Source organism: Sneathiella sp. (assembly GCF_029233945.1).
Taxonomy (GTDB): Bacteria; Pseudomonadota; Alphaproteobacteria; order Sneathiellales; family Sneathiellaceae; genus Sneathiella.
In genome coordinates, this window is sequence record NZ_JARGOQ010000056.1 from 1 (window position 1) to 22405 (window position 22405).

Annotated in this window: 20 protein-coding genes, 1 other RNA gene and 1 pseudogene; all 22 read left to right on the forward strand. The window is 53.7% G+C overall.

The genetic code is table 11. From position 1 onward, the window contains the following. The coding region (gene hemN, locus P1U71_RS15055; protein WP_301106448.1) for an oxygen-independent coproporphyrinogen III oxidase at nt 1–1269 on the forward strand (1269 nt) is incomplete at its 5' end. A 190-nt stretch (nt 1270–1459) separates the two neighbouring features. Beyond that, the gene (gene ccoN, locus P1U71_RS15060) at nt 1460–3088 is read left to right on the forward strand and encodes a cytochrome-c oxidase, cbb3-type subunit I (RefSeq protein WP_301106449.1); all 1629 of its coding nucleotides are present in this window, start codon (nt 1460–1462) and stop codon (nt 3086–3088) included. 5 nt (nt 3089–3093) lie between these two features. After that, the gene (gene ccoO / locus P1U71_RS15065; protein ID WP_301106450.1) at nt 3094–3819 is read left to right on the forward strand and encodes a cytochrome-c oxidase, cbb3-type subunit II; all 726 of its coding nucleotides are present in this window, start codon (nt 3094–3096) and stop codon (nt 3817–3819) included. Between the two features lie 9 nt (nt 3820–3828). Continuing rightward, nucleotides 3829–3978, forward strand: a complete 150-nt coding sequence (locus tag P1U71_RS15070; RefSeq protein ID WP_227952991.1) for a cbb3-type cytochrome c oxidase subunit 3 — start codon at nt 3829–3831, stop codon at nt 3976–3978. A 1-nt stretch (nt 3979) separates the two neighbouring features. After that, nucleotides 3980–4849 carry a cytochrome-c oxidase, cbb3-type subunit III gene (gene ccoP / locus P1U71_RS15075; protein WP_301106451.1) on the forward strand — a complete coding sequence of 290 codons (870 nt, stop codon included), beginning with the start codon at nt 3980–3982 and terminating at the stop codon, nt 4847–4849. A 32-nt stretch (nt 4850–4881) separates the two neighbouring features. Beyond that, on the forward strand, nt 4882–6342 hold the full coding sequence (gene ccoG / locus P1U71_RS15080) for a cytochrome c oxidase accessory protein CcoG (protein WP_301106452.1): 1461 nt from the start codon (nt 4882–4884) through the stop codon (nt 6340–6342). Then, nucleotides 6339–6836 carry a FixH family protein gene (locus P1U71_RS15085; protein WP_301106453.1) on the forward strand — a complete coding sequence of 166 codons (498 nt, stop codon included), beginning with the start codon at nt 6339–6341 and terminating at the stop codon, nt 6834–6836. Before ccoG ends, P1U71_RS15085 begins: the two co-directional genes overlap by 4 nt. Then, nucleotides 6824–9145 carry a heavy metal translocating P-type ATPase gene (locus P1U71_RS15090; protein ID WP_301106454.1) on the forward strand — a complete coding sequence of 774 codons (2322 nt, stop codon included), beginning with the start codon at nt 6824–6826 and terminating at the stop codon, nt 9143–9145. The genes P1U71_RS15085 and P1U71_RS15090 overlap by 13 nt, the downstream gene beginning before the upstream one ends. Beyond that, nucleotides 9142–9297 carry a cbb3-type cytochrome oxidase assembly protein CcoS gene (gene ccoS / locus P1U71_RS15095; protein ID WP_301106455.1) on the forward strand — a complete coding sequence of 52 codons (156 nt, stop codon included), beginning with the start codon at nt 9142–9144 and terminating at the stop codon, nt 9295–9297. The genes P1U71_RS15090 and ccoS overlap by 4 nt, the downstream gene beginning before the upstream one ends. Nucleotides 9298–9393: 96 nt before the next feature. After that, nucleotides 9394–10131, forward strand: coding sequence for a TerB family tellurite resistance protein (locus P1U71_RS15100; protein WP_301106456.1), 738 nt, complete (start codon nt 9394–9396; stop codon nt 10129–10131). Nucleotides 10132–10145: 14 nt separating this feature from the next. Then, nucleotides 10146–11027, forward strand: coding sequence for a DMT family transporter (locus P1U71_RS15105; protein ID WP_301106457.1), 882 nt, complete (start codon nt 10146–10148; stop codon nt 11025–11027). After that, nucleotides 11011–11769, forward strand: coding sequence for an N-acetylmuramoyl-L-alanine amidase (locus tag P1U71_RS15110; RefSeq protein ID WP_301106458.1), 759 nt, complete (start codon nt 11011–11013; stop codon nt 11767–11769). Before P1U71_RS15105 ends, P1U71_RS15110 begins: the two co-directional genes overlap by 17 nt. A gap of 27 nt (nt 11770–11796) precedes the next feature. Then, nucleotides 11797–12175, forward strand: an RNA gene (gene rnpB, locus P1U71_RS15115) — RNase P RNA component class A. A 66-nt stretch (nt 12176–12241) separates the two neighbouring features. Then, on the forward strand, nt 12242–14098 hold the full coding sequence (locus P1U71_RS15120; RefSeq protein WP_301106459.1) for a cation:proton antiporter: 1857 nt from the start codon (nt 12242–12244) through the stop codon (nt 14096–14098). A 490-nt stretch (nt 14099–14588) separates the two neighbouring features. Continuing rightward, complete coding sequence (locus tag P1U71_RS15125) at nt 14589–15053, forward strand: hypothetical protein (protein ID WP_301106460.1); 465 nt, start codon at nt 14589–14591, stop codon at nt 15051–15053. Next, the gene (rsmH, locus tag P1U71_RS15130; protein WP_301106461.1) at nt 15046–16005 is read left to right on the forward strand and encodes a 16S rRNA (cytosine(1402)-N(4))-methyltransferase RsmH; all 960 of its coding nucleotides are present in this window, start codon (nt 15046–15048) and stop codon (nt 16003–16005) included. The genes P1U71_RS15125 and rsmH overlap by 8 nt, the downstream gene beginning before the upstream one ends. Then, on the forward strand, nt 16002–16406 hold the full coding sequence (locus P1U71_RS15135; RefSeq protein ID WP_301106462.1) for a hypothetical protein: 405 nt from the start codon (nt 16002–16004) through the stop codon (nt 16404–16406). The genes rsmH and P1U71_RS15135 overlap by 4 nt, the downstream gene beginning before the upstream one ends. Then, nucleotides 16403–18199, forward strand: coding sequence for a penicillin-binding protein 2 (locus tag P1U71_RS15140; RefSeq protein ID WP_301106463.1), 1797 nt, complete (start codon nt 16403–16405; stop codon nt 18197–18199). Before P1U71_RS15135 ends, P1U71_RS15140 begins: the two co-directional genes overlap by 4 nt. After that, nucleotides 18186–19643, forward strand: a complete 1458-nt coding sequence (locus P1U71_RS15145) for a UDP-N-acetylmuramoyl-L-alanyl-D-glutamate--2,6-diaminopimelate ligase (RefSeq protein WP_301106464.1) — start codon at nt 18186–18188, stop codon at nt 19641–19643. Before P1U71_RS15140 ends, P1U71_RS15145 begins: the two co-directional genes overlap by 14 nt. Beyond that, entirely contained in the window at nt 19636–21072 is a 1437-nt protein-coding gene (locus P1U71_RS15150) for a UDP-N-acetylmuramoylalanyl-D-glutamyl-2,6-diaminopimelate--D-alanyl-D-alanine ligase (protein WP_301106465.1), read from the forward strand. The genes P1U71_RS15145 and P1U71_RS15150 overlap by 8 nt, the downstream gene beginning before the upstream one ends. After that, on the forward strand, nt 21072–22160 hold the full coding sequence (gene mraY, locus P1U71_RS15155; protein ID WP_301106466.1) for a phospho-N-acetylmuramoyl-pentapeptide-transferase: 1089 nt from the start codon (nt 21072–21074) through the stop codon (nt 22158–22160). The genes P1U71_RS15150 and mraY overlap by 1 nt, the downstream gene beginning before the upstream one ends. Nucleotides 22161–22167: 7 nt before the next feature. Continuing rightward, a pseudogene (murD, locus tag P1U71_RS15160) lies at nt 22168–22405 on the forward strand (UDP-N-acetylmuramoyl-L-alanine--D-glutamate ligase); the annotation flags it as partial.

Below are 22405 nucleotides of genomic sequence, written 5' to 3' on the forward strand. Positions count from 1 at the left end.
AACGTCACCGGGCAGATATACGAGAGCTGGCTACAGGCGCTTGATCCGCAAAAACCGCTATCGCTTTACCTTCATGTGCCCTTTTGCCAGAAGATGTGCTGGTATTGCGGATGCCACACCAAGGTCGTTGCCCGATATGATCCTGTCCGCAGATATGCGCAGGCATTGCGCGCTGAGCTAAAGATGCTCGCGGATGCGCTACAGGGTAAGTTTCAGGTCTCGCATATCCACTGGGGCGGCGGTACGCCGACAATGCTGTCGGCTGAGGATTTTTCTGAAACCATGGGTCTGATCAAGGATCTCTTCCTGATTACGGAAGCGGCGGAGCTTGCCGTGGAAATAGATCCGAGAACGGTCGATACGCATAAAATTGAGACACTTGCCGCTTCCGGAATCAATCGCGTTAGCCTAGGTGTTCAAGACTTCAATCCACAAGTGCAAGAGGCGATCAATCGGGTACAGCCATATGAGCTTACAAAGGACGTAACAGAGAATTTCCGCGCCGTTGGTATTCATAATATCAACTTTGACTTGATGTATGGCCTGCCCCTACAGACAGAGAAAGACATCCTGAAAACCGTTGATCTTTCTCACAGTTTACGTCCGGACCGGATTGCACTTTTCGGGTATGCACATGTTCCCTGGATGAAAAGCCATATGAAGATGATCCGGGAGGAAGATTTACCGGATAGCGAAGCACGACTGCAACAGACGGTCGCGGCATCAGAACGGTTAATGGCGCTTGGGTATCATCAGATCGGCCTTGATCATTTTGCGAAGGCCGATGATACGATGGCCGCCGCTCTCACGGAGGGAACGCTTAACCGGAATTTTCAGGGATATACGACGGACAATGCCGAGGTGCTGCTGGGCGTCGGGGCGTCATCCATCGGCCGTCTGCCGCAAGGCTATGTACAGAATGCGGTGGCGATGAAAACCTATGAAGATGAGGTGCTGATCGGGCATTTCCCAATCGCTAAGGGTATCCGCCTGAGCGATGATGATCGAGTGCGTGGGCATATAATTGAGCGATTAATGTGTGATCTTGAAGTCGATCTGGAGACTGCTGCCCGTCAGTTCGGATTTGATGCGTCCTATTTTTCTGATGAGTTGGATAATCTGCAAGCTTTTGAAAAGGAAGGAATTATATCGATTGATGGCAGCCACATTGTCGTTCAGCTCGCAGGGAGAATGCTCATCCGCGCCGTTTGTGCCGTATTTGATGCTTACCTCTACCAAGGCTCGGCGCGGCACTCAAAAGCCGTCTGACTTCTCCAAAACATAACAAATCGATTATTTCTGAAGAGGAAGATTTTCCTGAGTTGATTTAGATCAATGACGGAATTTGATCATACCCTAATTTGCGAATTGAGGGGGAGTATCGGTGATTTTCATCCCGAAGAGTTTTCAAAACTCTTCAAGCACTCCTGAAGACAATCGCAACAGACGGAACTTGGGTATGAATCTGTTATGGCTCGCTTTTACAATCATCGGCGTCCTGTTGGGCGTTATCCTGTCCGCAAAGGCGGTCGATCCGACAATGATGCTGCACGGCATGGTGTTTTCCATCGCCGCTGTGCTGAGTGCCTTTGCCCTGATTGCGAGGAATTATCGTAACATCAACAGCCCCGGTCTGGCGGATGTCAATGGCAGTGTTAATTACAACACGGAAATCATTAAAGCCGGGGTTATCGCCTCTACATTCTGGGGGGTTGTGGGCTTTTCTGTTGGATTGCTCATTGCCCTGCAGCTTGCCTTCCCGGTTCTGAATTTTGACCTTCCCTGGACAAATTTCGGGCGTCTTCGTCCGCTTCATACTTCCGCGGTTATCTTTGCATTCGGCGGCAATATCCTGATCATGACATCCTTTCATGTGGTGCAGCGAACCTGCCGCGCCCGGCTTGCCGGGGATGTCGCACCCTGGTTTGTCTTCTGGGGATATCAGCTCTTCATCGTGCTGGCCGCGACAGGTTACGTACTCGGCGTCACCCAATCGAAGGAATATGCCGAGCCTGAATGGTATGTGGATATCTGGCTCACACTGGTCTGGGTGGTTTATCTGCTGGTGTTCCTTGCGACGATCTGGAAGCGGCAGGAAAAGCATATTTATGTGGCCAACTGGTTCTTCCTTGCCTTCATCGTGACAATTGCGATGCTGCATATCGTGAATAACCTCTCCGTACCGGTCAGTTTTACCGGCGTGAAAAGCTATTCCCTTTTCGCCGGTGTGCAGAGCGCTTTGACACAATGGTGGTATGGTCATAATGCCGTTGGTTTCTTCCTGACGGCGGGCTTCCTCGGGATTATGTATTACTTCATCCCGAAGCGAGTGAACCGGCCGGTTTATTCCTACCGCTTGTCGATCATTCATTTCTGGTCGCTGATATTTCTCTATATCTGGGCCGGACCGCATCATCTGCATTACACCGCTTTGCCGGATTGGGCGCAGACCCTCGGCATGACTTTCTCGATCATGCTCTGGATGCCATCATGGGGCGGGATGATTAACGGCTTGATGACGCTCTCCGGGGCGTGGGACAAGCTCCGGACCGATCCGGTTGTCCGCTTCCTGGTGACATCGGTTGCCTTCTACGGGATGAGTACCTTTGAAGGCCCGCTTATGTCGATCAAGGCTGTGAACGCGCTCAGTCATTACACGGACTGGACCATCGGCCATGTGCATTCCGGGGCGCTTGGCTGGGTGGCGTATATCAGCTTTGGTGCGCTTTACTTCCTGACGCCTGTTGTGTGGAAACGCAAATCGCTTTATTCGGACGCCCTCGTCAATCTGCATTTCTGGATATCGACCGTGGGTATTCTGCTCTATATCACCGCGATGTGGGTCTCCGGCATTCTGCAGGGCCTGATGTGGCGTGCCTATGATGCCTTTGGTTTCCTTGAGTATTCCTTCAGTGAGACAGTCGAGGCGATGCATCCGTTCTATGCGATCCGGGCCGGTGGCGGCGCCCTCTTCCTGATCGGCGCCCTTATCATGGTTTATAATCTCTGGCGAACGGTTCGAGGTGATGTGCGTGCGAAGGAAGCAGGCTCACTTGTGCCGAATATGGAATTTGCGGGAGCGAGGTAAGTAACATGTTCAGTCACAAGAAAATTGAAAAAAACTCGATCCTGATGCTGGTCCTTGTCCTGATCGTGGTTTCTATCGGCGGCCTGATCGAGATCGCCCCGCTGTTCTATCTGGAAAGCACGATTGAGAAGGTAAAGGGAATGCGGCCCTACAGCCCGTTGGAACTTGCAGGGCGGGACATCTATATCCGCGAGGGCTGCTACAACTGCCATAGCCAGATGGTGCGTCCTCTCCGTGATGAGGCGGAACGCTATGGCCATTATTCATTGGCGGCGGAAAGCATGTATGACCACCCCTTCCAGTGGGGCTCCAAACGGACCGGACCGGACCTCGCCCGGGTCGGGGGACGCTATTCTGATGAATGGCATGTCACCCATTTGAATAACCCCCGCGATGTGGTGCCGGAATCCGTTATGCCGGGATATCCGTTCCTTGGAAAGACGCCGCTTCATATACCGGATGTTGCCGGTAACCTTGAGACGAACAAGCTTGTCGGTGTGCCCTATTCGGAGGAAATGATCGAAAATGCGAAGCTGGATCTGTCGATACAGACAAATCCGGATGCAGATGAGATTGATGCCTTTATGGACCGCTACCCCAAGGCTCAGGTGCGTGATTTTGACGGAAATCCGGCGATGTTGTCAGAGCTGGATGCATTGATTGCCTATCTTCAGATGATGGGAACCCTGGTTGATTTTACGTCCTACGACGTGGATGCCAATAAACGGTAGGAGGGAAGAATGGATTATCACAGCGTTTCCACCTTCGCACAGAGTTACGGACTGCTTTACCTGTTCGGCCTGTTTATTGCGGTGCTGGCTTACGCACTGTGGCCGCGAAATAAGGAAAAGTTCGACAAGGCAGCTCATATCCCGCTCGAGGAAGATTAAGATGTCCGACAAGGTTGAAAAAGACGAAGTCTCCGGAACCGATACAACGGGTCATGAATGGGACGGTATCAAGGAACTGGATACGCCCATGCCGCGCTGGTGGCTTTGGACAATGTACGGCACCATTATCTGGGCAATCGGTTACTGGATCGTCATGCCAGCCTGGCCGCTGATCAGTAGTCATACTGCCGGGTTCCTCGGGTATTCCTCTCGTGGATCGCTGGAACAGGAATTGGCGGACGCGACAGCGGCTCATGCGGAAGACCGGAATGCGCTTGTCACGATGGAACTTAGCGCCGTCAAGAACAATAGCCAGCTTTATCAGTTCGCTTTGCGGGGCGGGAAATCGGCTTTTGCCGTGAATTGTTCGCAATGTCATGGCTCCGGCGCACAAGGGGCGCCCGGCTTTCCCAACCTGAATGACGACGACTGGCTTTGGGGTGGGGATGTGGATGCGATTTATGAAACCATTAAGTATGGCATTCGCTCTGATCATGATGATACCCGTATTGGGGAGATGCCGGCCTTTCTCACCGATGAAATGCTCACCAAGGAGCAGATTAATGATGCGGCGGAATATATCCTTTCTCTCTCGGAGAAGCGGGAGGATATGGCCGCCGTCGATCGGGGACAGGACGTTTTTATGGAGAACTGTGCGGCCTGCCATGGCGATAAGGCGAAGGGTGGCCGGGACTTCGGCGCACCCAACCTGACCGATGCGATCTGGTTCTACGGGAAAGACAAGGATGTCATTCTCAGAACCATATCCCGCGGGCGCAACAATGTTATGCCGGCCTGGGTCGATCGTCTCGATGATGCAACGATCCGTCAGTTGGCTTTGTATGTGCACTCCCTCGGGGGCGGGGAGTAATCGTTTAACCTATCCATTTTGGAGTAAGGGTTGTGGTTAACAGCTCCGTAGAAAATATCGATGTCCGTCCGGTTAACAAGAAAGAGAACCGGGCGCTCTTCGAAAAGCGCGAGAAAATTCAGCCGAAGAAGGCGCGCGGAAACTTCCGTCGTCTGAAATGGATCATCATGGGTGTAACCTTGGCGATCTATTATATCACTCCCTGGATTCGTTGGGATCGGGGGGAGAGCGGGCCGGATCAAGCCGTGCTTGTCGATCTCGCGCGGGAGCGGTTCTATTTCTTCTTCATCGAGCTTTGGCCACAAGAAGTTTACTACATCACCGGGCTGCTCATTCTGGCAGCAATTTCCTTGTTTCTGGTGACGTCACTCTTTGGGCGCGCATGGTGCGGATATTCCTGCCCCCAAACGGTCTGGACGGACCTTTTCATCTTCGTTGAACGAATGGTAGAGGGCGACCGCAATGCTCGCCTGAAGCTGGATAAGGCCCCGACGTCGGTGTCGAAATTTGGCAAACGGTTATTGAAGCATTCGATCTGGATCGTCATCGGTGTTCTGACCGGTGGCGCATGGGTTTTCTATTTTGCAGATGCGCCGACGCTATTACGGGAGCTGTTCACATTTGAAGCCCCTGTAATTGCCTATTCCAGCGTCGCCGTTCTGACGGCGACGACCTATGTGTTCGGCGGATTGATGCGGGAGCAGGTTTGCACTTACATGTGCCCCTGGCCGCGAATACAGGGCGCAATGGTGGATGAAGACACATTGACTGTCACCTACCATAGTGCTCGCGGGGAACCGCGTGGACCGCATAAAAAAGGGGAGTCCTGGACTGATAGAGGACATTGCATTGATTGCAACCAATGCGTCGCGGTCTGCCCGATGGGCATTGATATCCGCGATGGATTACAGCTTGAATGCATCACTTGCGCGCTTTGCATTGATGCCTGTAATGATGTGATGGACAAGATCGATCTGCCGCGCGGTCTCATCGGGTATGATACGCATGCCGGACAGTTCGACAGCAACCCGGAACGCAAGCTCGATATTCGCTTTATTCGCCCCCGGACAATTGCGTATGGGTTAATCCTGGCGCTGGTCGGGGCGGTGATGCTCTTTACCTTGCTCAACCGGTCGGTCCTCGATGTAAATGTCATCCGGGACCGTAACCCGCTGTTTGTGACTTTGTCGGATGGATCCATTCGAAATGGTTACACGGTAAAAATCCTCAATAAAATTCATGAAACTCGCCAGTTTCAGATTGAGGTGGTGGGGCTGAAAAATGCACAGGCCTGGATTGAAAGTGGTCCGCCGATTGGCTTGCCGATGATCGTGACTGTGCCGGCGGATGCCCTTTCCAGCTATAAACTCTTTATATCCGCACCCGCCCAAAACCTGCCTGGCAAGACTTCGGATATAGATGTTGTCGTCACTGATTTTAAAAGTAATGAACGTGATATTCAGGAAACCAGCTTCAAGGGGCCGGAGAAATGAGCGCAAGTATTAACGGCAAACCCCTGACCGGACGGCATGTGGCCTTGATACTGGCCGCGTTTTTTGGCGTGATGTTCGCCGTTAATGGTGCCTTCGTTTATTTCGCTCTCGGTAGTTTTTCAGGGCTCAGCGAGTATGATGCCTATAAGCGGGGCCTCGCCTATAATGAGGAAATCGATCACCGTGCGCGGCAGATTGCCCGAGGGTGGCAGCCAGCGTTATCGTTCGAGCAGATGGTTGCGGCAGAAGGTAAGCTAATCCTCAGTATTCTGGGTCCTGACGGCAGAAATCTTGAAGACCTTGAGGTCGTCGCGACCATTCGTCGCCCGGTGATTGAGGGGACTGATCAAAGCCTCTCATTGATATATGATGAGAAAAATTACACTGCGGATATTATTTTTATGGGGTCAGGTCAGTGGGATGTTTCCATTCTTGCGCATGGCGGCGGCTATGAGGAGCCCTACCGTCTGGATAAGCGGATATGGGTGAAATAGCCCTTAAAAATCCGACGAATCTGGCAGCAGGCCGTTCTTACGACCTGGGCGGTGATTGTTGTTCCAGCGGTGCCATGGTACTCAACGAAGCGACATCTCCCGCCGCTGATTTCGACGACTTTGTGAGCGCTGACCCCACAGCTTTTGTTGAAAGTGATCAGGACGGCAATGCCATACTGCATACACTCGTTGAGAATATGCATTGCGCCAATTGCATTAAGACAATTGAGCAGACGTTGAAATCCAATCCGGCTGTTTTGGATGCGCGGGTTAACTTTTCAACCCGACGGCTCTTTCTGCGGTGGCTTCCTGACGGAGTAGATGTCGGTGAACTTGTGAAGCCGATTATCGCACTTGGCTATCCGCTCACACCCTATAATCCTGCGATGATAATATCAGCCGCAGCGGAGGAAAATGCGCGTCTCCTTCGGGCGCTGGCCGTCGCAGGATTTGCCGCGGCGAATGTGATGTTGTTGTCCGTATCTGTTTGGGCGGGACTATTTTCTGAAGATATGGGGCCGGCGACTCGTGATTTCCTTCACTGGATTTCTGCCATGGTGGCATTGCCGGCGGTTGCCTATGCCGGCCAGCCCTTTTTTAAATCCGCAGTTGCGGCCCTCCGGGCGGGGCGTCTCAACATGGATGTGCCCATTTCACTTGCGGTGGTTCTGGCGGCCGGGATGAGCCTCGCCGAGACGGTGCAGGGCGGTGAGTATGTCTATTTTGACGCGTCGGTTACGCTTCTCTTTTTCCTGCTGATCGGACGCTACCTCGATAATGCCGCTCGCAGCAAGGCGCGCTCCGCGGCGGAGCGGTTGCTGCTTCTGAAGGCGGTGGCGGCGACAATAATTCAAAAAGACGGCAGTCTGAAAACTGTTCCCGTTGAGGCCGTGACGCCGGGAACCCATGTCAAAATTATGGTCGGCGACAGACTGCCCGTCGATGGAGTGATCGTGCAAGGCCGGTCTGACCTCGATGTGAGTTTGATTACCGGGGAAAGCCTGCCGAGCGTGGTTAGCGCTGGCGACAATGTGTTTGCTGGGACGCTGAATTTGAGCGCGCCGCTTGAGATTGAGGCCACAAAGACAGGCGATAATACTCTGCTCGGTGATATTGTCCGGTTGATGGAGGCGGCAGAGCAGGGCCGTGCGAAATATGTTCGTCTTGCCGACCGGATTGCGGGGTTCTATGCGCCTGCAGTCCATATTCTGGCGGCGGGGACATTTATAGGCTGGTGGATTTTAGCCGGTAGCTGGCAAAATGCGCTGATGCAGGCGGTGGCCGTGCTGATCATAACCTGCCCCTGCGCCCTGGGGCTGGCCGTGCCTGTGGTGCAAGTGGTCGCGAGCGGACGGCTCTTGATGAAGGGAATTCTGGTCAAGGCCGCCGATGGTCTCGAACGCCTCGCGGAAGTGGATACCATTGTTTTTGATAAAACCGGGACGCTGACTGAAGGCCGCCTCGATCTAGTCAATCGCGATGAAATTACATCAGCGCATCTTGATCTTGCCGCCCGGATCGCCCGTAACAGCCGCCACCCGCTTGCTCGCGCTGTCGCACGGGCTGGCAAGGGTGCGGCGGAATACCTAGAGGTTGAGGAATGCCCCGGCGAAGGCCTGAAGGCGCAGTTGAACGGAAAAGTAATACGACTTGGAAATCGCAATTTTTGTCATGTGAGCGACGATGCAGCGTCTGGAAAGGCACCGGGGCCGGAGCTTTGGTTGAAAATTGAAAATGAGGATGCTATCCAGTTTCGATTCCGGGATCGGCTGCGTCCCGGCGCCCATGCGGCAATTGAAAATCTGAAGGCGCTGGGTTTCAAGATTGATCTTCTCTCGGGAGATCGGAAAGCTGTGGTTGCGGAGCTTGCCGAGGCGCTTGGTATTGAGAATTGGTATGCCCAGAAAAAGCCCGAGGATAAGGTTGCGCATCTTAAATCACTTGAGGCCAAGGGGCATAAGGTGTTGATGGTCGGTGATGGTCTTAATGATGCACCGGCGCTGGCCTCTGCGCATGTGTCCCTGTCTCCCGCAAGCGCGGCGGATATCAGCCAGACCGCAGCGGATTTCGTTTTTCAGGGCCGGAACCTGTCGGCGGTGGCGGAAACGATCCATGTCGCTCGCGCATCTAAGCGCTTGATCTTCCAGAATTTCTCCCTTGCCTTTCTTTACAACGCCATCGCCATTCCGCTGGCGGTCGCCGGGCTCGTCACGCCGTTGATCGCGGCGGTTGCCATGTCGGCCTCATCCCTTGTCGTCTGCCTCAATTCCCTCCGCCTTCGGATGGAAAGGAGGGGCGCTACGCGATGAATGTACTTATCTACCTTATTCCGGTAGCGCTGTTCTTGGGTGGCATTGGGCTTGCCGCCTTCCTCTGGAGCCTGAAAAGCGGACAGTATGAAGATCTTGAGGGCGCTGCAAATCGCATCCTTATCGATGATGAGAACGACGAAATTTCTTAATACGCCAGATATCTAGTGCTGCACAAAGCTGGCAGTTTTGAAACTCTCCTGATATTGTACTCCTGAATAAATTAGTTTCCTGTGGCGTAATTCATCATGGCAATTTGGGGTAAAATACTGGGCGGTGCAGCCGGACTTCTTGTGGGAGGTCCGCTTGGCGCGCTTGTTGGCGGGCTTGCGGGGCACGCAGTCGATAAATATCGCGAAACGGCGTCAGGCGATGAAGAAATCGGTCAGCATCAGGTTAAGCAGGTCGCCTTTACCATCGCGGTCATTGCGCTCGGTGCGAAGATGGCAAAGGCCGATGGCGTTGTCACCCGGGAGGAGATCGATGTCTTCAAACGGGTTTTTCGTATTCCGCCAAATGAGGAAAAGAATGTTGGCCGTGTCTTTAACATGGCGCGACAGGATACAGCTGGATATGAAGAATATGCGGCGCAGGTCGCAAGGATGTTTCACGATACGCCTAAGTTGATGGAGGATCTTCTCCACGGCCTGTTTGCCATTGCGATGGCGGACGGCGTCCTGCATCCGGATGAGGATATTTATCTTCAGAACGTTGCCGCGATCTTCGGCTTTAACGAGGCTGCGTATGCCAGGATACGCAGCTATCATGCCAAGGATGGCGAGGGAGACCCATATCAGATTCTCGGTGTCTCCGCTGATATTTCCGATGCGGAACTCAAAAAAGTCTATCGTCAGCTCATTCGTGAAAACCATCCGGACAAGGTCATTGCCGACGGCCTGCCACAGGAATTTGTGGATGTCGCCAATGCCAAGCTCGCCAAAATTAACGCCGCCTATGATCAGATTGAGAAAATCCGCGGTCTGTAGAATCGGAACAAAAATTGAAAAACAGAGATCTAGCCCTGATGTTGCTGGTCAATATGCTCTGGGCATCCAATTTTCTGGCGGCGAAGATCGGCATGGAGGTATTCACGCCACTTCTGTTCACAGCCCTCCGGTTCTCGCTTGTAATTATTGTGATGCTGCCCTTTGTTTCCCTTCCGCATGGCAATTGGCGCAAGATTATAATTATTGGCATCTTGATGGGCGTTTTGCATTTCTCCCTGATGTTCTGGGGTTTGTCGCTTTCGCCTGACATCTCGTCTGTCGCGATTATCAATCAGACCTTTGTGCCTTTTTCCGCTCTGCTTGCGATGATATTCCTGAAGGAAAAGATCGGCTGGCGGCGCTGGGGCGCGATCATTATGGCGTTCTCCGGGGTTATGGTGATCGGGTTCGATCCGGTAATCTTTGCGAACTGGCTCTCGCCAACACTTGTCATCATTGCCTCCTTCCTGGTCTCCCTCAATATGGTGATCGTCCGGACAATGCCGGGGGTTAGCGCCCTTAATCTTACCTTCTGGACAGCGGCGATTGGAACACTTCCGCTCTACTTCTTCTCTTACCTGTTTGAAGATGGTCAATGGACTGCCATTCAGACCGCCTCTTGGGAGGAGTGGGGTGCAGTTACCTTCTCCGCCCTAGGCGCGACGGTTGTCGGCCACGGACTTGGCAATTATCTGATCAAGCATTATCCTGTCAGTACAATCGCACCCTATTATCTTCTGGTGCCGGTCTTTGCCGTTGCCCTTGGTATTATTTTCTGGGGCGATGTCATGACGGTGGAACTTATGATCGGCGGCGCAATGGTGATGAGCGGGGTGACGATCATTACTTTCCGGTCGGCAAAAAAGAAGCCAGCAAAGCATGTCCAAAGCGATTGAGAATATCATCTGGCACCCGTCGCCAAATTTCGATGCGCGTGAAGCGGGAACGCCGGTTGATATGCTCGTTCTGCATTATACGGGGATGAAAACGGGTGCTGAGGCCATTGAGCGCCTCTGTGATCCTGACGCGAAGGTGAGTGCTCATTATGCCGTCGAGGAAGACGGTCGGATTTTTGCTCTGGTGAAAGAGGAAATGCGCGCCTGGCATGCGGGCGTTTCCTGTTGGCGGGGCGCGCAAAATATCAATGCCCGCTCAGTCGGGATAGAGATCGTTAATCCTGGACATGAATTCGGTTATCGCGCTTTTCCGGCGGTGCAAATGGCGGCTGTTACGGTACTGGCGGCCGATATCGTGGCGCGCCATGCCATTTCGGCGCGGAATGTGGTTGGCCATTCGGATGTGGCGCCGCATCGCAAGGAAGATCCCGGAGAGTTGTTTGATTGGCAGGAACTGGCGAGGAGTGGTGTCGGCCTTTGGTATCGTGGCGAGGCCTCTGCCTCTCACAAAATTACCCCTCTTGCGTCTAATGATAAGGGGAGCGCCGTCTCTGACTTGCAAGAAGCGTTGAAGGAGCTGGGCTATGACGTTGTACTCGATGGGCATTACGGTGTGGCGTTATCGAGCGTCATACGAGCCTTTCAGCGTCATTGGCGACCCTCAAAAGTGGATGGAGAGGCAGATGAGGAAACACAGGCGATCATTTACGCATTGCGGGAAGAGGTTCGCCGCTTGACTTGATCATTTTGCAAGCTTAGTTACAAGCGGACAGATGGCTGGATGATCGCCGCTCGCCGAAAGGGGAGGGGAGGAAAGTCCGGGCTCCACGGAAATGCGATGCCGGTTAATGGCCGGCGGGGGCGACCCCAGGGAAAGTGCCACAGAAAGTAAACCGCCCGGTCTCCGGGTAAGGGTGAAAGGGTGCGGTAAGAGCGCACCGCGCCTCTGGCAACAGCGGCGGCATGGTAAACCCCATCGGGAGCAAAACCAAATAGGGATGGTCTGCGCAAGGGCAACCTGTGTGCAAGCTGGTTTTTCGGGCTACCATCCGGGTTGGTTGCATGAGGTGTCTGGCAACAGGCATCCTAGATGAATGATCATCCCCTGTTTTCAGGGACAGAACCCGGCTTACAGGCCATCTGCCTTATTTTCTACCGTGATCTGCGGTATAATGATTTTTTGGTTAGGGCGTCTTTTCGCAGTAGGAAATAATATGGGGGTCTTGCGGGCAACGGGTCTTGGGGTGGCGGCAGCTTTTCTCCCATTTTTTGCGCCGCCTGTTTATGCCGCCGCGGCGGAGATGCCCTCCCTCGTTTATGACATCGGTATTAGCCTTTTTGTCGCCAGTATCCTTGCGATTATTTTCGTCCGGATCAAAATCCCGAGTATCGCCGCCTTCCTCGTTTGCGGCATTCTGATCGGGCCGGTCGGGGTCAAGCTCATTACCCAGCCGGAAAATATTGAAACGATTTCAGAGCTTGGCTTTATCCTGCTTTTGTTCATGATCGGGATGGAAATTGATCTTCGTCGGATGCTTCGCAGTGGCAAGATGATCATTATGTCCGGTTTGCTGCAGTACCCATTGACGGTTTTGTTTGGCATTCTGGCGGCTAAAGCGTTGGCATGGATCGGGCTGTCAGCCGTCGGTGGTAACTATGATGCCTTGTATTTTGGTCTGTTCATTGCCGGTTCCTCAACGCTTTTGGTCATCAAGCTTTTTCAGGAAAAATATGAACTGGATACAGAACCCGGGCGAATTGCGCTTGGCCTTCTGGTATTTCAGGATTTCTGGGCCATTATCGTGATTATCCTGCAGCCCTCCTTCGCGGCGCCGGAAATCATGCCGGTGCTCTATACCATGCTTGGGATCGGGCTTTTGGCGATCGTTTCCTATTCCCTCGCGAAGAGTCTTGTGCCGTTGGTTTTCCGCTGGCTCTCGAAGGAGCCGCAAATGATGCTCGTCGGCGCTCTTGGTTGGTGCTTCGCTATTGTTTTCATCGGCTATGGTTTCGAATATGTGGGGGATTTTGTTTTTGGCGAAGGCTCTCATATGTCCGTCGCCACCGGAATGAGTGCATTGATCGCTGGCTTGACCATCGCAACACTTCCCTACAGCCGGGAAATCGTCGCCAAGGTAGGGATCGTTCGGGACTTCTTCATTACCCTGTTCTTCGTCGGCCTCGGGATGAGCGTGCCACCAATTGACGGGGTGAGTGTTATCTTGATCGCCGTCGCGCTTGCCTTCTTTGCGCTGTTGAGCCGTCAGCTTATTTTCTTTCCCTTGCTCTATTTTACCGGCGGCGATCAGCGTCATGCCGAGGTCGCCTCTATCCGGCTGGCGCAGATTTCGGAGTTTGGGTTGGTTATCTCCTATCTTGGAACACAATATGGTCATATCTCCGATGAGTTTGCGAGTGCGATCATCTTCGCCTTTATTATCACCGCGCTGCTGACCCCGACACTTTACAAGCACGCCTATAGTATCCATCGTTGGATGGCGCCGCTTCTTCAGGCTATGAGGTTTCGTGAACCCGATGAAGGCGCGCTCGATACGGAAAAAGAGTATGATCTGGTGCTGCTCGGGTTTCACCGGGTCGCGTCTTCGCTGTTGCATGATATCGCCAAGAAGAAACCGGAACTGTTGCCGCGTATCCTCGTGATCGATTTTAATGTTCAGCTTCACCCCGCGATCCGCAAGCTGGGCGCAGCGGTTCGCTACGGTGATTTGTCAAATGATGAAATTCTCCTTCATGCGGGGGTGGGAAAGGCCAAGGTTGTGGTTGCCACCATTCCCGATGACATCCTTCGTGGCACCAATAACAAGGAATTGGTGAAGGTCGTTCGGCGGATAAACGAGAAAGCTATTGTGATTGCCAACGCCGAGGAACTTGCCTCCGCGCAGGAGGTTTATGCCTGCGGTGCCGATTATGTCTATATGGGGCGGATCAATACAGCCCGCGCGCTGGAAGATATTATCACCCGGACCCTGGAAGGGGCATTGGAGGATTTCCGCCGGGATGAAGAAGAGCTGCACGGACGGCACCACGAACGGGCGGAAATCCTTAAATAGCGGCTGCTTTCGGCTTAAAATTGCTGTAAATCCGGCCTATATCAGCAAATTACGAATCACTTTTGCCTGAGTCCTGAAATCAGGCAATATTTCTCCTGAGCGGCTAATTTTTATTTTCTCATCTTTGGCGCAAGAGCGATACTCTTCGGCCTTGCTGAATCGTCCTTAAGTGGCCTCGCCACCATTTGACGGCGGTAAATAAAATAGAACAAAAATAGAACATATATAAAATTCATCATTACTTTCAACAAATCAATTGGAAGATTTTATTGTCGAGTAATGCCCTAGTAACGGTCAAAATTTTACTTAATTTCCTCCTGTAACCCCCAGTATTTGGGGGTGTTTTTCGTTGACTTCCAAAAAATCCCATGATATCCCGGATTTACCCATTTTATCCCAGAAGTTCTCGTTTTTATCGGTCTGTGTCGGACGTTCATACGAAATTATCTGGGGCCTTGGGGACTGGAAAAGTAGGGGGATTTTTGGCTGTATGGCCCTGTTTCTGTCCACATATGTCAACAAAGTCGACAAGAAGGGGCGCGTGTCGGTCCCGGCGCGGTTCCGCGCGGTTCTTGCGACCAAGGGCTTCGACAGCGTTGTTTTGCTGCCGACGATCAATGGTGACGCCATTGATGCCTGTGGCATGGATGTGATGGAGGGCCTGCTTGAAAAGATCGGTGGCTTTGATCCCTTGTCAGAAGATCGGGAAAGCTTTGCCGATGCGTTAATGAGTGACGCTATTGAACTTCCTGTAGATGGCGATGGCCGCATTATGGTGCCTTTGAATATGCTTGAGGCCGCCGGTATAGACGGACTATGCGCTTTTGTTGGACGGGGCGACAGTTTTCAGATCTGGCAGCCGGAGGCTTTTGAAGTGCGTAAGAAACAGGCGCGGGCCCGCGCGGCGCAGAAGCGTGCCGCCAGTTCGGGGAATGACGGGGGTGCCGATGTCTAGGCAAGATGCTCCGCATATTTCTGTCCTGCTGCGCGAGGTTCTGGAAATCCTCAGCCCTAAAGACGGTGGTGTCTATGTGGACGGAACCTTCGGGGCCGGGGGATATTCCCGTGCCATTCTAGAGGCTGCGGACTGTCATGTATATGGAATTGATCGTGACCCGCTGGCGATTGCGATGGGGCGCGAGATGGCGGCCGAATTCCATGGTCGCCTGATCATGGTTGAAGGGTGTTTTGCGGATATGGAAGAGCGGCTCTCCGGTCAGGGGATCAATGCGGTTGACGGGATCGCGCTCGACATTGGCGTATCCTCCATGCAGATCGATGAAGCCGAACGTGGCTTTTCCTTCATGAGGGAAGGGCCGCTTGATATGCGCATGTCTGGCAAGGGCCGGACAGCGGCAGAAGTTGTTAATGAAGAATCTGAAGCAGAACTCGCCAGGATTATTTTTGTGTATGGCGAGGAGCGAAGATCACGTGCAATTGCGCGTGCAGTAGCCGAAAGACGTGAGTTGGCGCCTTTCAAGAGTACAGTTGAGTTAGCGGAAGTGGTGGCATCGGTTGTTCGTCCAACAGGAAAGGGCATTCATCCGGCGACGCGTACCTTCCAAGCGTTGCGTATAGTAGTAAATGATGAACTTGGGCAGCTGGTCAAGGGCTTGGCCGCATCCGAGCGACTGCTTACTCCCGGTGGTCGTCTTGCGGTTGTGTCTTTCCATAGTCTTGAAGACCGACGCGTGAAAAACTTCCTGTCAGCAAGGTCTGAAGGGCGTGCCAAGCCGTCTCGTCATGTTCCTGTCTCGGACGAGGGGCCAGCTCCCACTTTCAAGTTTATCAAACGGGGGACTTTCAAAGCCCGTTCCGACGAATTGGCTATCAATCCGCGATCACGTTCTGCGCGTCTGCGTGGGGCGATCAGAACTGATGCGCCAGCCTGGACGGAGGCAGCATGAAGTTAAATCTGACAGTTATTTCCCTGGTTCTTGTTGCCGCCGTGTCATTCGGTCTTTACCAGCTTTCCTATGAAGTGCAGGAGCTGGAAAAAGATCTAAAGGTCCTCAATAAGAATATATCCGAGAATAAAGAGAGCGTCCGTATCCTGAAGGCAGAGTGGACATACCAGAACCGTCCGGATGTTCTGCAGGCGCTTTCAAGTAAATATCTGCCTCTACTCCTGATCGCTCCCTATCAGGTGGCGTCGGTCGGCGAAGTGCCGTATCCGCAAGTTGATCCTGAACAGTATTCCGTTCCCGTGCCGCGCCATCATCCGCGCCGGGACTATTCGCCAGTGATGCCATTGCCGAAAGGGCCGATACAGCTTGCCACCTTCACATATGAAGGGAACCTGCAATGAGCGAATTGACTTGGTCCACTAAGTCACCTCGCCCACGCATCACGCTGACGCCCTCACTTGGCCAAAATCACCCGGATGATCATCATATGGCGTTGCGGCTCGAGGGTAGCGCGAAGGAAACGTTGGAGCAGGGCCGCAATCGACTTGTCATGGCGGGTGTTATCTTTGCCTTTTGCTTTGTTGTCCTGGCCAGTAGGCTCATCGGGCTCGCCATAAGCGGGATCGGGGGCGAGGAGGCAGTCGCGTCGGAAATCGATGCGCCGCCGCCAGCCGCCATAAGTGAAAGCAAGCGGGCGGAAATCAGGGATCGAAACGGGGTCCTGCTCGCGACTACATTGACCACAGCATCATTGTTCGCTGATCCAAAAAAAGTTATCAACCCCAAGGAAGCTGCGGCAAGGCTGATGACCGTCCTTGATGATTTGAGTGAAGCCACGATTTTGAGCAGGCTGGCCTCGGCCAAGAACTTTATCTGGCTTAAGCGGAACTTGACGCCGACCCAGCAATATCAGGTAAATTCGCTCGGCATCCCGGGTCTCTATTTTCGGGAAGAAGAAAAGCGATTTTATCCGATGGGGCCGCTTGTCTCTCATGTGATGGGTTTTACCGATGTGGACAATCACGGCATCGCCGGCGTTGAAAAGTACTTTGATGCTCAACTTGGCGGTTCTGATGAAAGATCCGTACGGGAGCTGAACCTTTCCCTTGATGTCCGGATACAGCATGCCTTGCGGGATGAACTGTCGCGTCATATGTCGATTTTCCGTGCCATCGGCGCGGCGGGAATGGTCTTGGATGTCAAAACCGGTGAAATACTGGGAATGGTTTCCTTGCCGGATTTCGACCCGAACCGGCCCGGTGATTTCTCCGGGGATGCCAAGTTTAACCGGATATCCCTCGGTGTGTATGAAATGGGGTCGACCTTCAAGACCTTCACAACAGCGATGGGGCTTGATACTGGCACCGTCGGGTTGAAGGGTGGATATGACGCAACTGAACCGATCAGCAAGGCAGGGTTTCGCATTCGTGATGACCACCCCAAGAAACGCTGGCTGTCTGTTCCTGAAATATATATGTACTCGTCCAACATTGGTGCCGCAAAAATGGCCGATGACGTCGGCCCCAAGAAGCATAAGGCGTTCTTGGCAAAACTCGGTCTTCTTGAAAAGCCGTCTTTAGAAATTCCAGAGCTCGGTGCCCCAATTTTGCCGCCAAGATGGAATAGTCTTGAGACCATGACGATTTCATTTGGTCATGGGCTGTCCGTCAGCCCCCTTCAGCTCAGCACGGGGATTGCGGCGATTGTCAATGGCGGTAACTACATTAACCCAACAGTAATTCGGCGCGATGAAGAAAAGATGACGCCTGTCCGTCAGGTAATCTCGGCCAAGACCTCCGATATCATGCGGCGGCTTATGCGGCTTGTGGTCGAAAAAGGCACAGGCGGCAAGGCGTCTGCAGCTGGTTATCTCGTGGGCGGCAAGACCGGAACGGCAGAAAAGGCCGTTGGCGGCCGGTATAAGCGAGATGCGCTGATCGCGTCTTTCGTTAGCGCGTTTCCGATGAACGATCCGCGCTACGTTGTGTTTGCAATGCTTGATGAACCAAAAGGGAACGCCCAAACCCACGGTTTCAGGAGCGCGGGCTGGACTGCGGCGCCGATCGTCGGGCGGCTGATCTCCCGGATAGGTCCGATCCTGTCGATCCAGCCGGTAGATGAAGAGAGTGAGGCAGTGCAGAAAGCTATGTTTATTCCCATTAATTCAAGGGAGAAGAAACTTGCGTCTTTCTGAATTGATGAAAGGCCGGGACGTCTCGGTCATGCATGATACGCATATCAAGGGGCTGACAGCCGATAGCCGTCACGTCGAGCCGGGGTTCCTGTTTGCCGCGCTGTCGGGGACTATGGCGGATGGCCGCGAATATATAGTGGATGCGGTTAAAAAGGGCGCAGTTGCTATTCTGACCGACACATCGTATGAGCCCGCCGATTGTGATCTCCCCTGCTTTCGGGAGGAAAATCCGCGCCTTATTCTGGCGCGTCTCGCGTCTCGCTTTTACGGGGCGGAACCGGAGACGATCACGGCTGTCACCGGAACGAATGGCAAGACATCAGTGGCCTATTTTACGCGCGCCATCTGGCAGGCGATGGGATTGCCTGCGGCAAGTATTGGCACTCTCGGGGTGATGATGCCCGATCAGACGATGCCCCTCGGGTACACGACCCCTGATCCCGTGCTCCTGCATAAGACACTTACCTATCTCGTCGGCCATGGTATTCAGCATGCAGTGATTGAGGCATCGAGCCATGGTCTCGATCAGTACCGGCTTGATGGCGCACGGATTAAATCCGCAGCCTTTACCAATCTGACACGCGATCATCTCGACTATCACTCTTCATCCGAAGACTATCTGGGCGCGAAACTTGGACTGATCTCCCGTGTTCTCGATAAGACGGGAACGGCCGTTCTCAATGCGGATTCGGGAGTTTATCCCGCCTTTTTGCGGGCTGCCAAGGATCGCGGTGTGAAGATCATTTCCTATGGCCGGATGGCGGATGAGCTCAAGCTTATCAGTCTTGCGCCTGAAAGCGCCGGGCAGGTGATTACAGTTGAAATCTTTGGAACCCGTCAGGATATCATGCTGCCGCTTGCCGGTGAGTTTCAGGTCATGAATGCCCTGTGCGCCCTTGGCTTGGTGATCGGTGCGGGCGGCGATCCAGGGATTGCGAGCCAGGCGCTTTCCAAGATCTCGAACGTCCCGGGACGGCTTGAGCTGGTCTCGAAACTTGCGAACAATGCTGCCATTTATGTCGATTATGCGCATTCCCCGGACGCGCTCGAAACAGTGCTGGAGGCGGTTCGTAGCCATGCCAAAGGCAAAATTCATGTCGTCTTCGGATGCGGCGGGGATCGGGACAAGGGCAAGCGTGCGGAAATGGGGCGTATCGCTGGTCTCTATGCGGATCGGGCGATTGTGACCGACGATAATCCGCGGACAGAGGACCCGGTTCAAATCCGGGCGGAAATCATTATAGCCTGCCCGGATGCCCTGAACATCGGCGATCGATTTTCCGCGATCGAGACAGCGATTAAGGCGCTCGGCCCGGAGGATATTCTGGTCGTGGCCGGTAAGGGCCATGAGGAAGGTCAGGTTATCGGCACGGAAACCATTCCCTTTAACGACAAGAAAGCGGTTCAGCAGATTGTCTCGAAATTAGGGGGCAAAAATGTCTGATGCCCCCCTCTGGACAGGAACGGAAATCGTTGCCGCCGTTGGCGGGCGGGCAGATCGAAAAGACTGGATCGCGACCGGTGTTTCCATCGACAGCCGGTCCCTTGAAAAGGATGATCTGTTCGTCGCGATTGTCGGTCCTGTGCATGATGGTCACGACTTTGCTCGCGCCGCGTTTGAGAGTGGTGCCTCCGCGCTATTGCTGAGCCGTCGCCCCGATGACCTGCCGGATGAGGCGAATGTTATCCTCGTGGAAGATACATTGACGGCGCTGGAAGATCTGGGGCGTGCCGCCCGGGCGCGGACAAATGCGCATGTGGTGGCAGTGACCGGCAGTGTTGGCAAGACGGGCTCCAAGGAATCGCTGCTGCATATCCTGTCGCAGCAGGGAAAAACCCACGCCAGCGTTGGCAGTTTTAATAATCACTGGGGCGTGCCCCTGTCGCTGTCGCGGATGCCGGAAGATACGAAATTTGCCATCTTTGAGCTTGGCATGAACCATCCGGGAGAACTTGGCCCTCTGTCAAAGATGGTGTGCCCGCATGTCGCGCTGATTACCACGATTGAGGCGGTCCATCTGGAGTTTTTTGCAGATGTTGAGGCCATCGCTCGGGCAAAGGCGGAGATTTTCGAAGGCTTAACCTCAAGCGGGTCGGTCATCCTCAATGGGGATAACAGCTATGGAGGTCTGCTCAAAAGCATTGCGGCAAATGCCGGCATTACGCATATCCTGACTTTCGGGGAAAAGTCTGAAGCGGACATCCGTCTTACCGATTTTACCTTGTATCCCGATCACAGCGACGTTGCGGTAAAAATCGCCTCGCATGAGGTTTTTTTCCGCCTGGGTGTGCCGGGCCGCCACTTGATCAGCAATATTCTCGGTGTACTGGGCGCGGTGAGTGAGCTTGGCGCGGATATCGAAAAGGCAGCGGTAGCGCTTGGTGATCTGCAATCGCCTAAGGGGCGTGGCGCGCGCCATATGGTGCCCTGTTTCGGCGGTAGCTACATGGTCGTCGATGAAAGCTATAACGCCAGCCCGGCCTCTATGCGGGCATCGCTGGATGTACTGCATAACCTTTATCCTGATGGCAAGGGGCGGCGCATTGCCGTGCTTGGCGATATGCTGGAGCTTGGGGAGAAGTCTGCGGATATTCACCGCAGCCTGAAGCCGGATGTCTCTGCCGCAGAAGTGGATATTCTGTTCGCATGCGGCCCCAATATGGCGGAGCTGGTGAAATCCATGCCGAGCACTATTCAAACTCATCATGAAGAAACATCGGAACTGTTGATCGATCCGCTTCTGGAGACGATCGGCGCCGGTGACATTGTTTTAATCAAGGGCTCGCTCGGGAGTAAAATGCGTCTCCCGCTTGAGGCCTTGCTAGAGCGTCGCCCTGCCGTTATGGCGGCGGCCGAACAGAGGGGGCGCTGATGCTCTATAATCTTTTATTCCCGCTCGCGGATGATTTCAGCCTGTTCAATCTGTTCCGCTACCTCACCTTCCGGACGGGGGGCGCGGTGATGACGGCGCTGCTAATCAGCTTTATCTGCGGTCCCGCCGTCATTCGCTGGCTCAAGAGTAAGCAGCACCGTGGGCAGCCGATCCGCGACGATGGGCCGCAATCTCATATTATCGCCAAGCAGGGCACCCCGACGATGGGGGGCTTCTTAATCCTTCTGGCGCTCGGGATCAGCACGTTGCTGTGGGCGGATCTGAAGAATACCTATGTCTGGGTGGTTCTGCTGGTCACGTTGGGTTTTGGCGCTATTGGCTTTGCCGATGATTACCTGAAAGTCAGCCGTCATAACACGCGAGGGCTTCCCGGTAAGCTTAAATTACTGCTGGAACTGTTAATCGCGGGATCGGCCGGGTATGTCATCATGGCAAGCTCTCCCGCAGATATTTCCGGAGTGCTGACCATTCCCTTTTTCAAGAATGCCATCATCAATCTCGGCTGGTTCTATATCCCCTTCGCTATTCTGGTAACGGTGGGGGCGGGGAACGCAGTCAATCTTACCGACGGGCTCGACGGACTTGCTATTGTCCCGGTTATGATCGCCGCGTCCTCCTTTGCGTTGATTGCCTATCTGGTGGGTAATGCCGTCTTTTCCAATTATTTGCAGGTCCAATATGTCCCGGGATCTGGCGAGCTGACCGTTTTTTGCGGCGCGCTGATCGGTGCCAGTCTCGGATTTCTCTGGTTTAACGCACCGCCAGCAATGGTGTTTATGGGGGATACGGGCTCGCTTGCCATGGGCGGCGCGCTGGGGTCCGTCAGCCTCGTTGCACGGCATGAGATTGTGCTGGCGATCATTGGTGGGCTCTTTGTACTGGAGACCGTGTCCGTCATTGTGCAGGTGGCGTCCTTCAAGTTGACGGGCAAACGCGTCTTCCGCATGGCCCCTTTGCATCATCATTACGAACAAAAAGGCTGGGCAGAGCCGACCATTGTCATCCGTTTCTGGATCATAGCCGTTATTCTTGCCCTTATCGGCCTTGCATCGCTGAAATTGAGGTAAGGGAATGATGCAGAGCCATTCATATCAGCATAGGAACATCGCCGTATTCGGTCTCGGCAAGAGCGGAATGGCAACGGCGCGCCAGCTTCATCTCGGCGCGGCGCATGTTTTTGTCTGGGATGATAATGAAGTTCGCCGCAAGGCTGCCGAGGACGCCGGACTTATCGTCCAAAACCTGACGGAGAATAACTGGCCGGAGGCTGAGGCGTTGGTTCTAAGCCCCGGTGTACCGCTCACTCATCCCA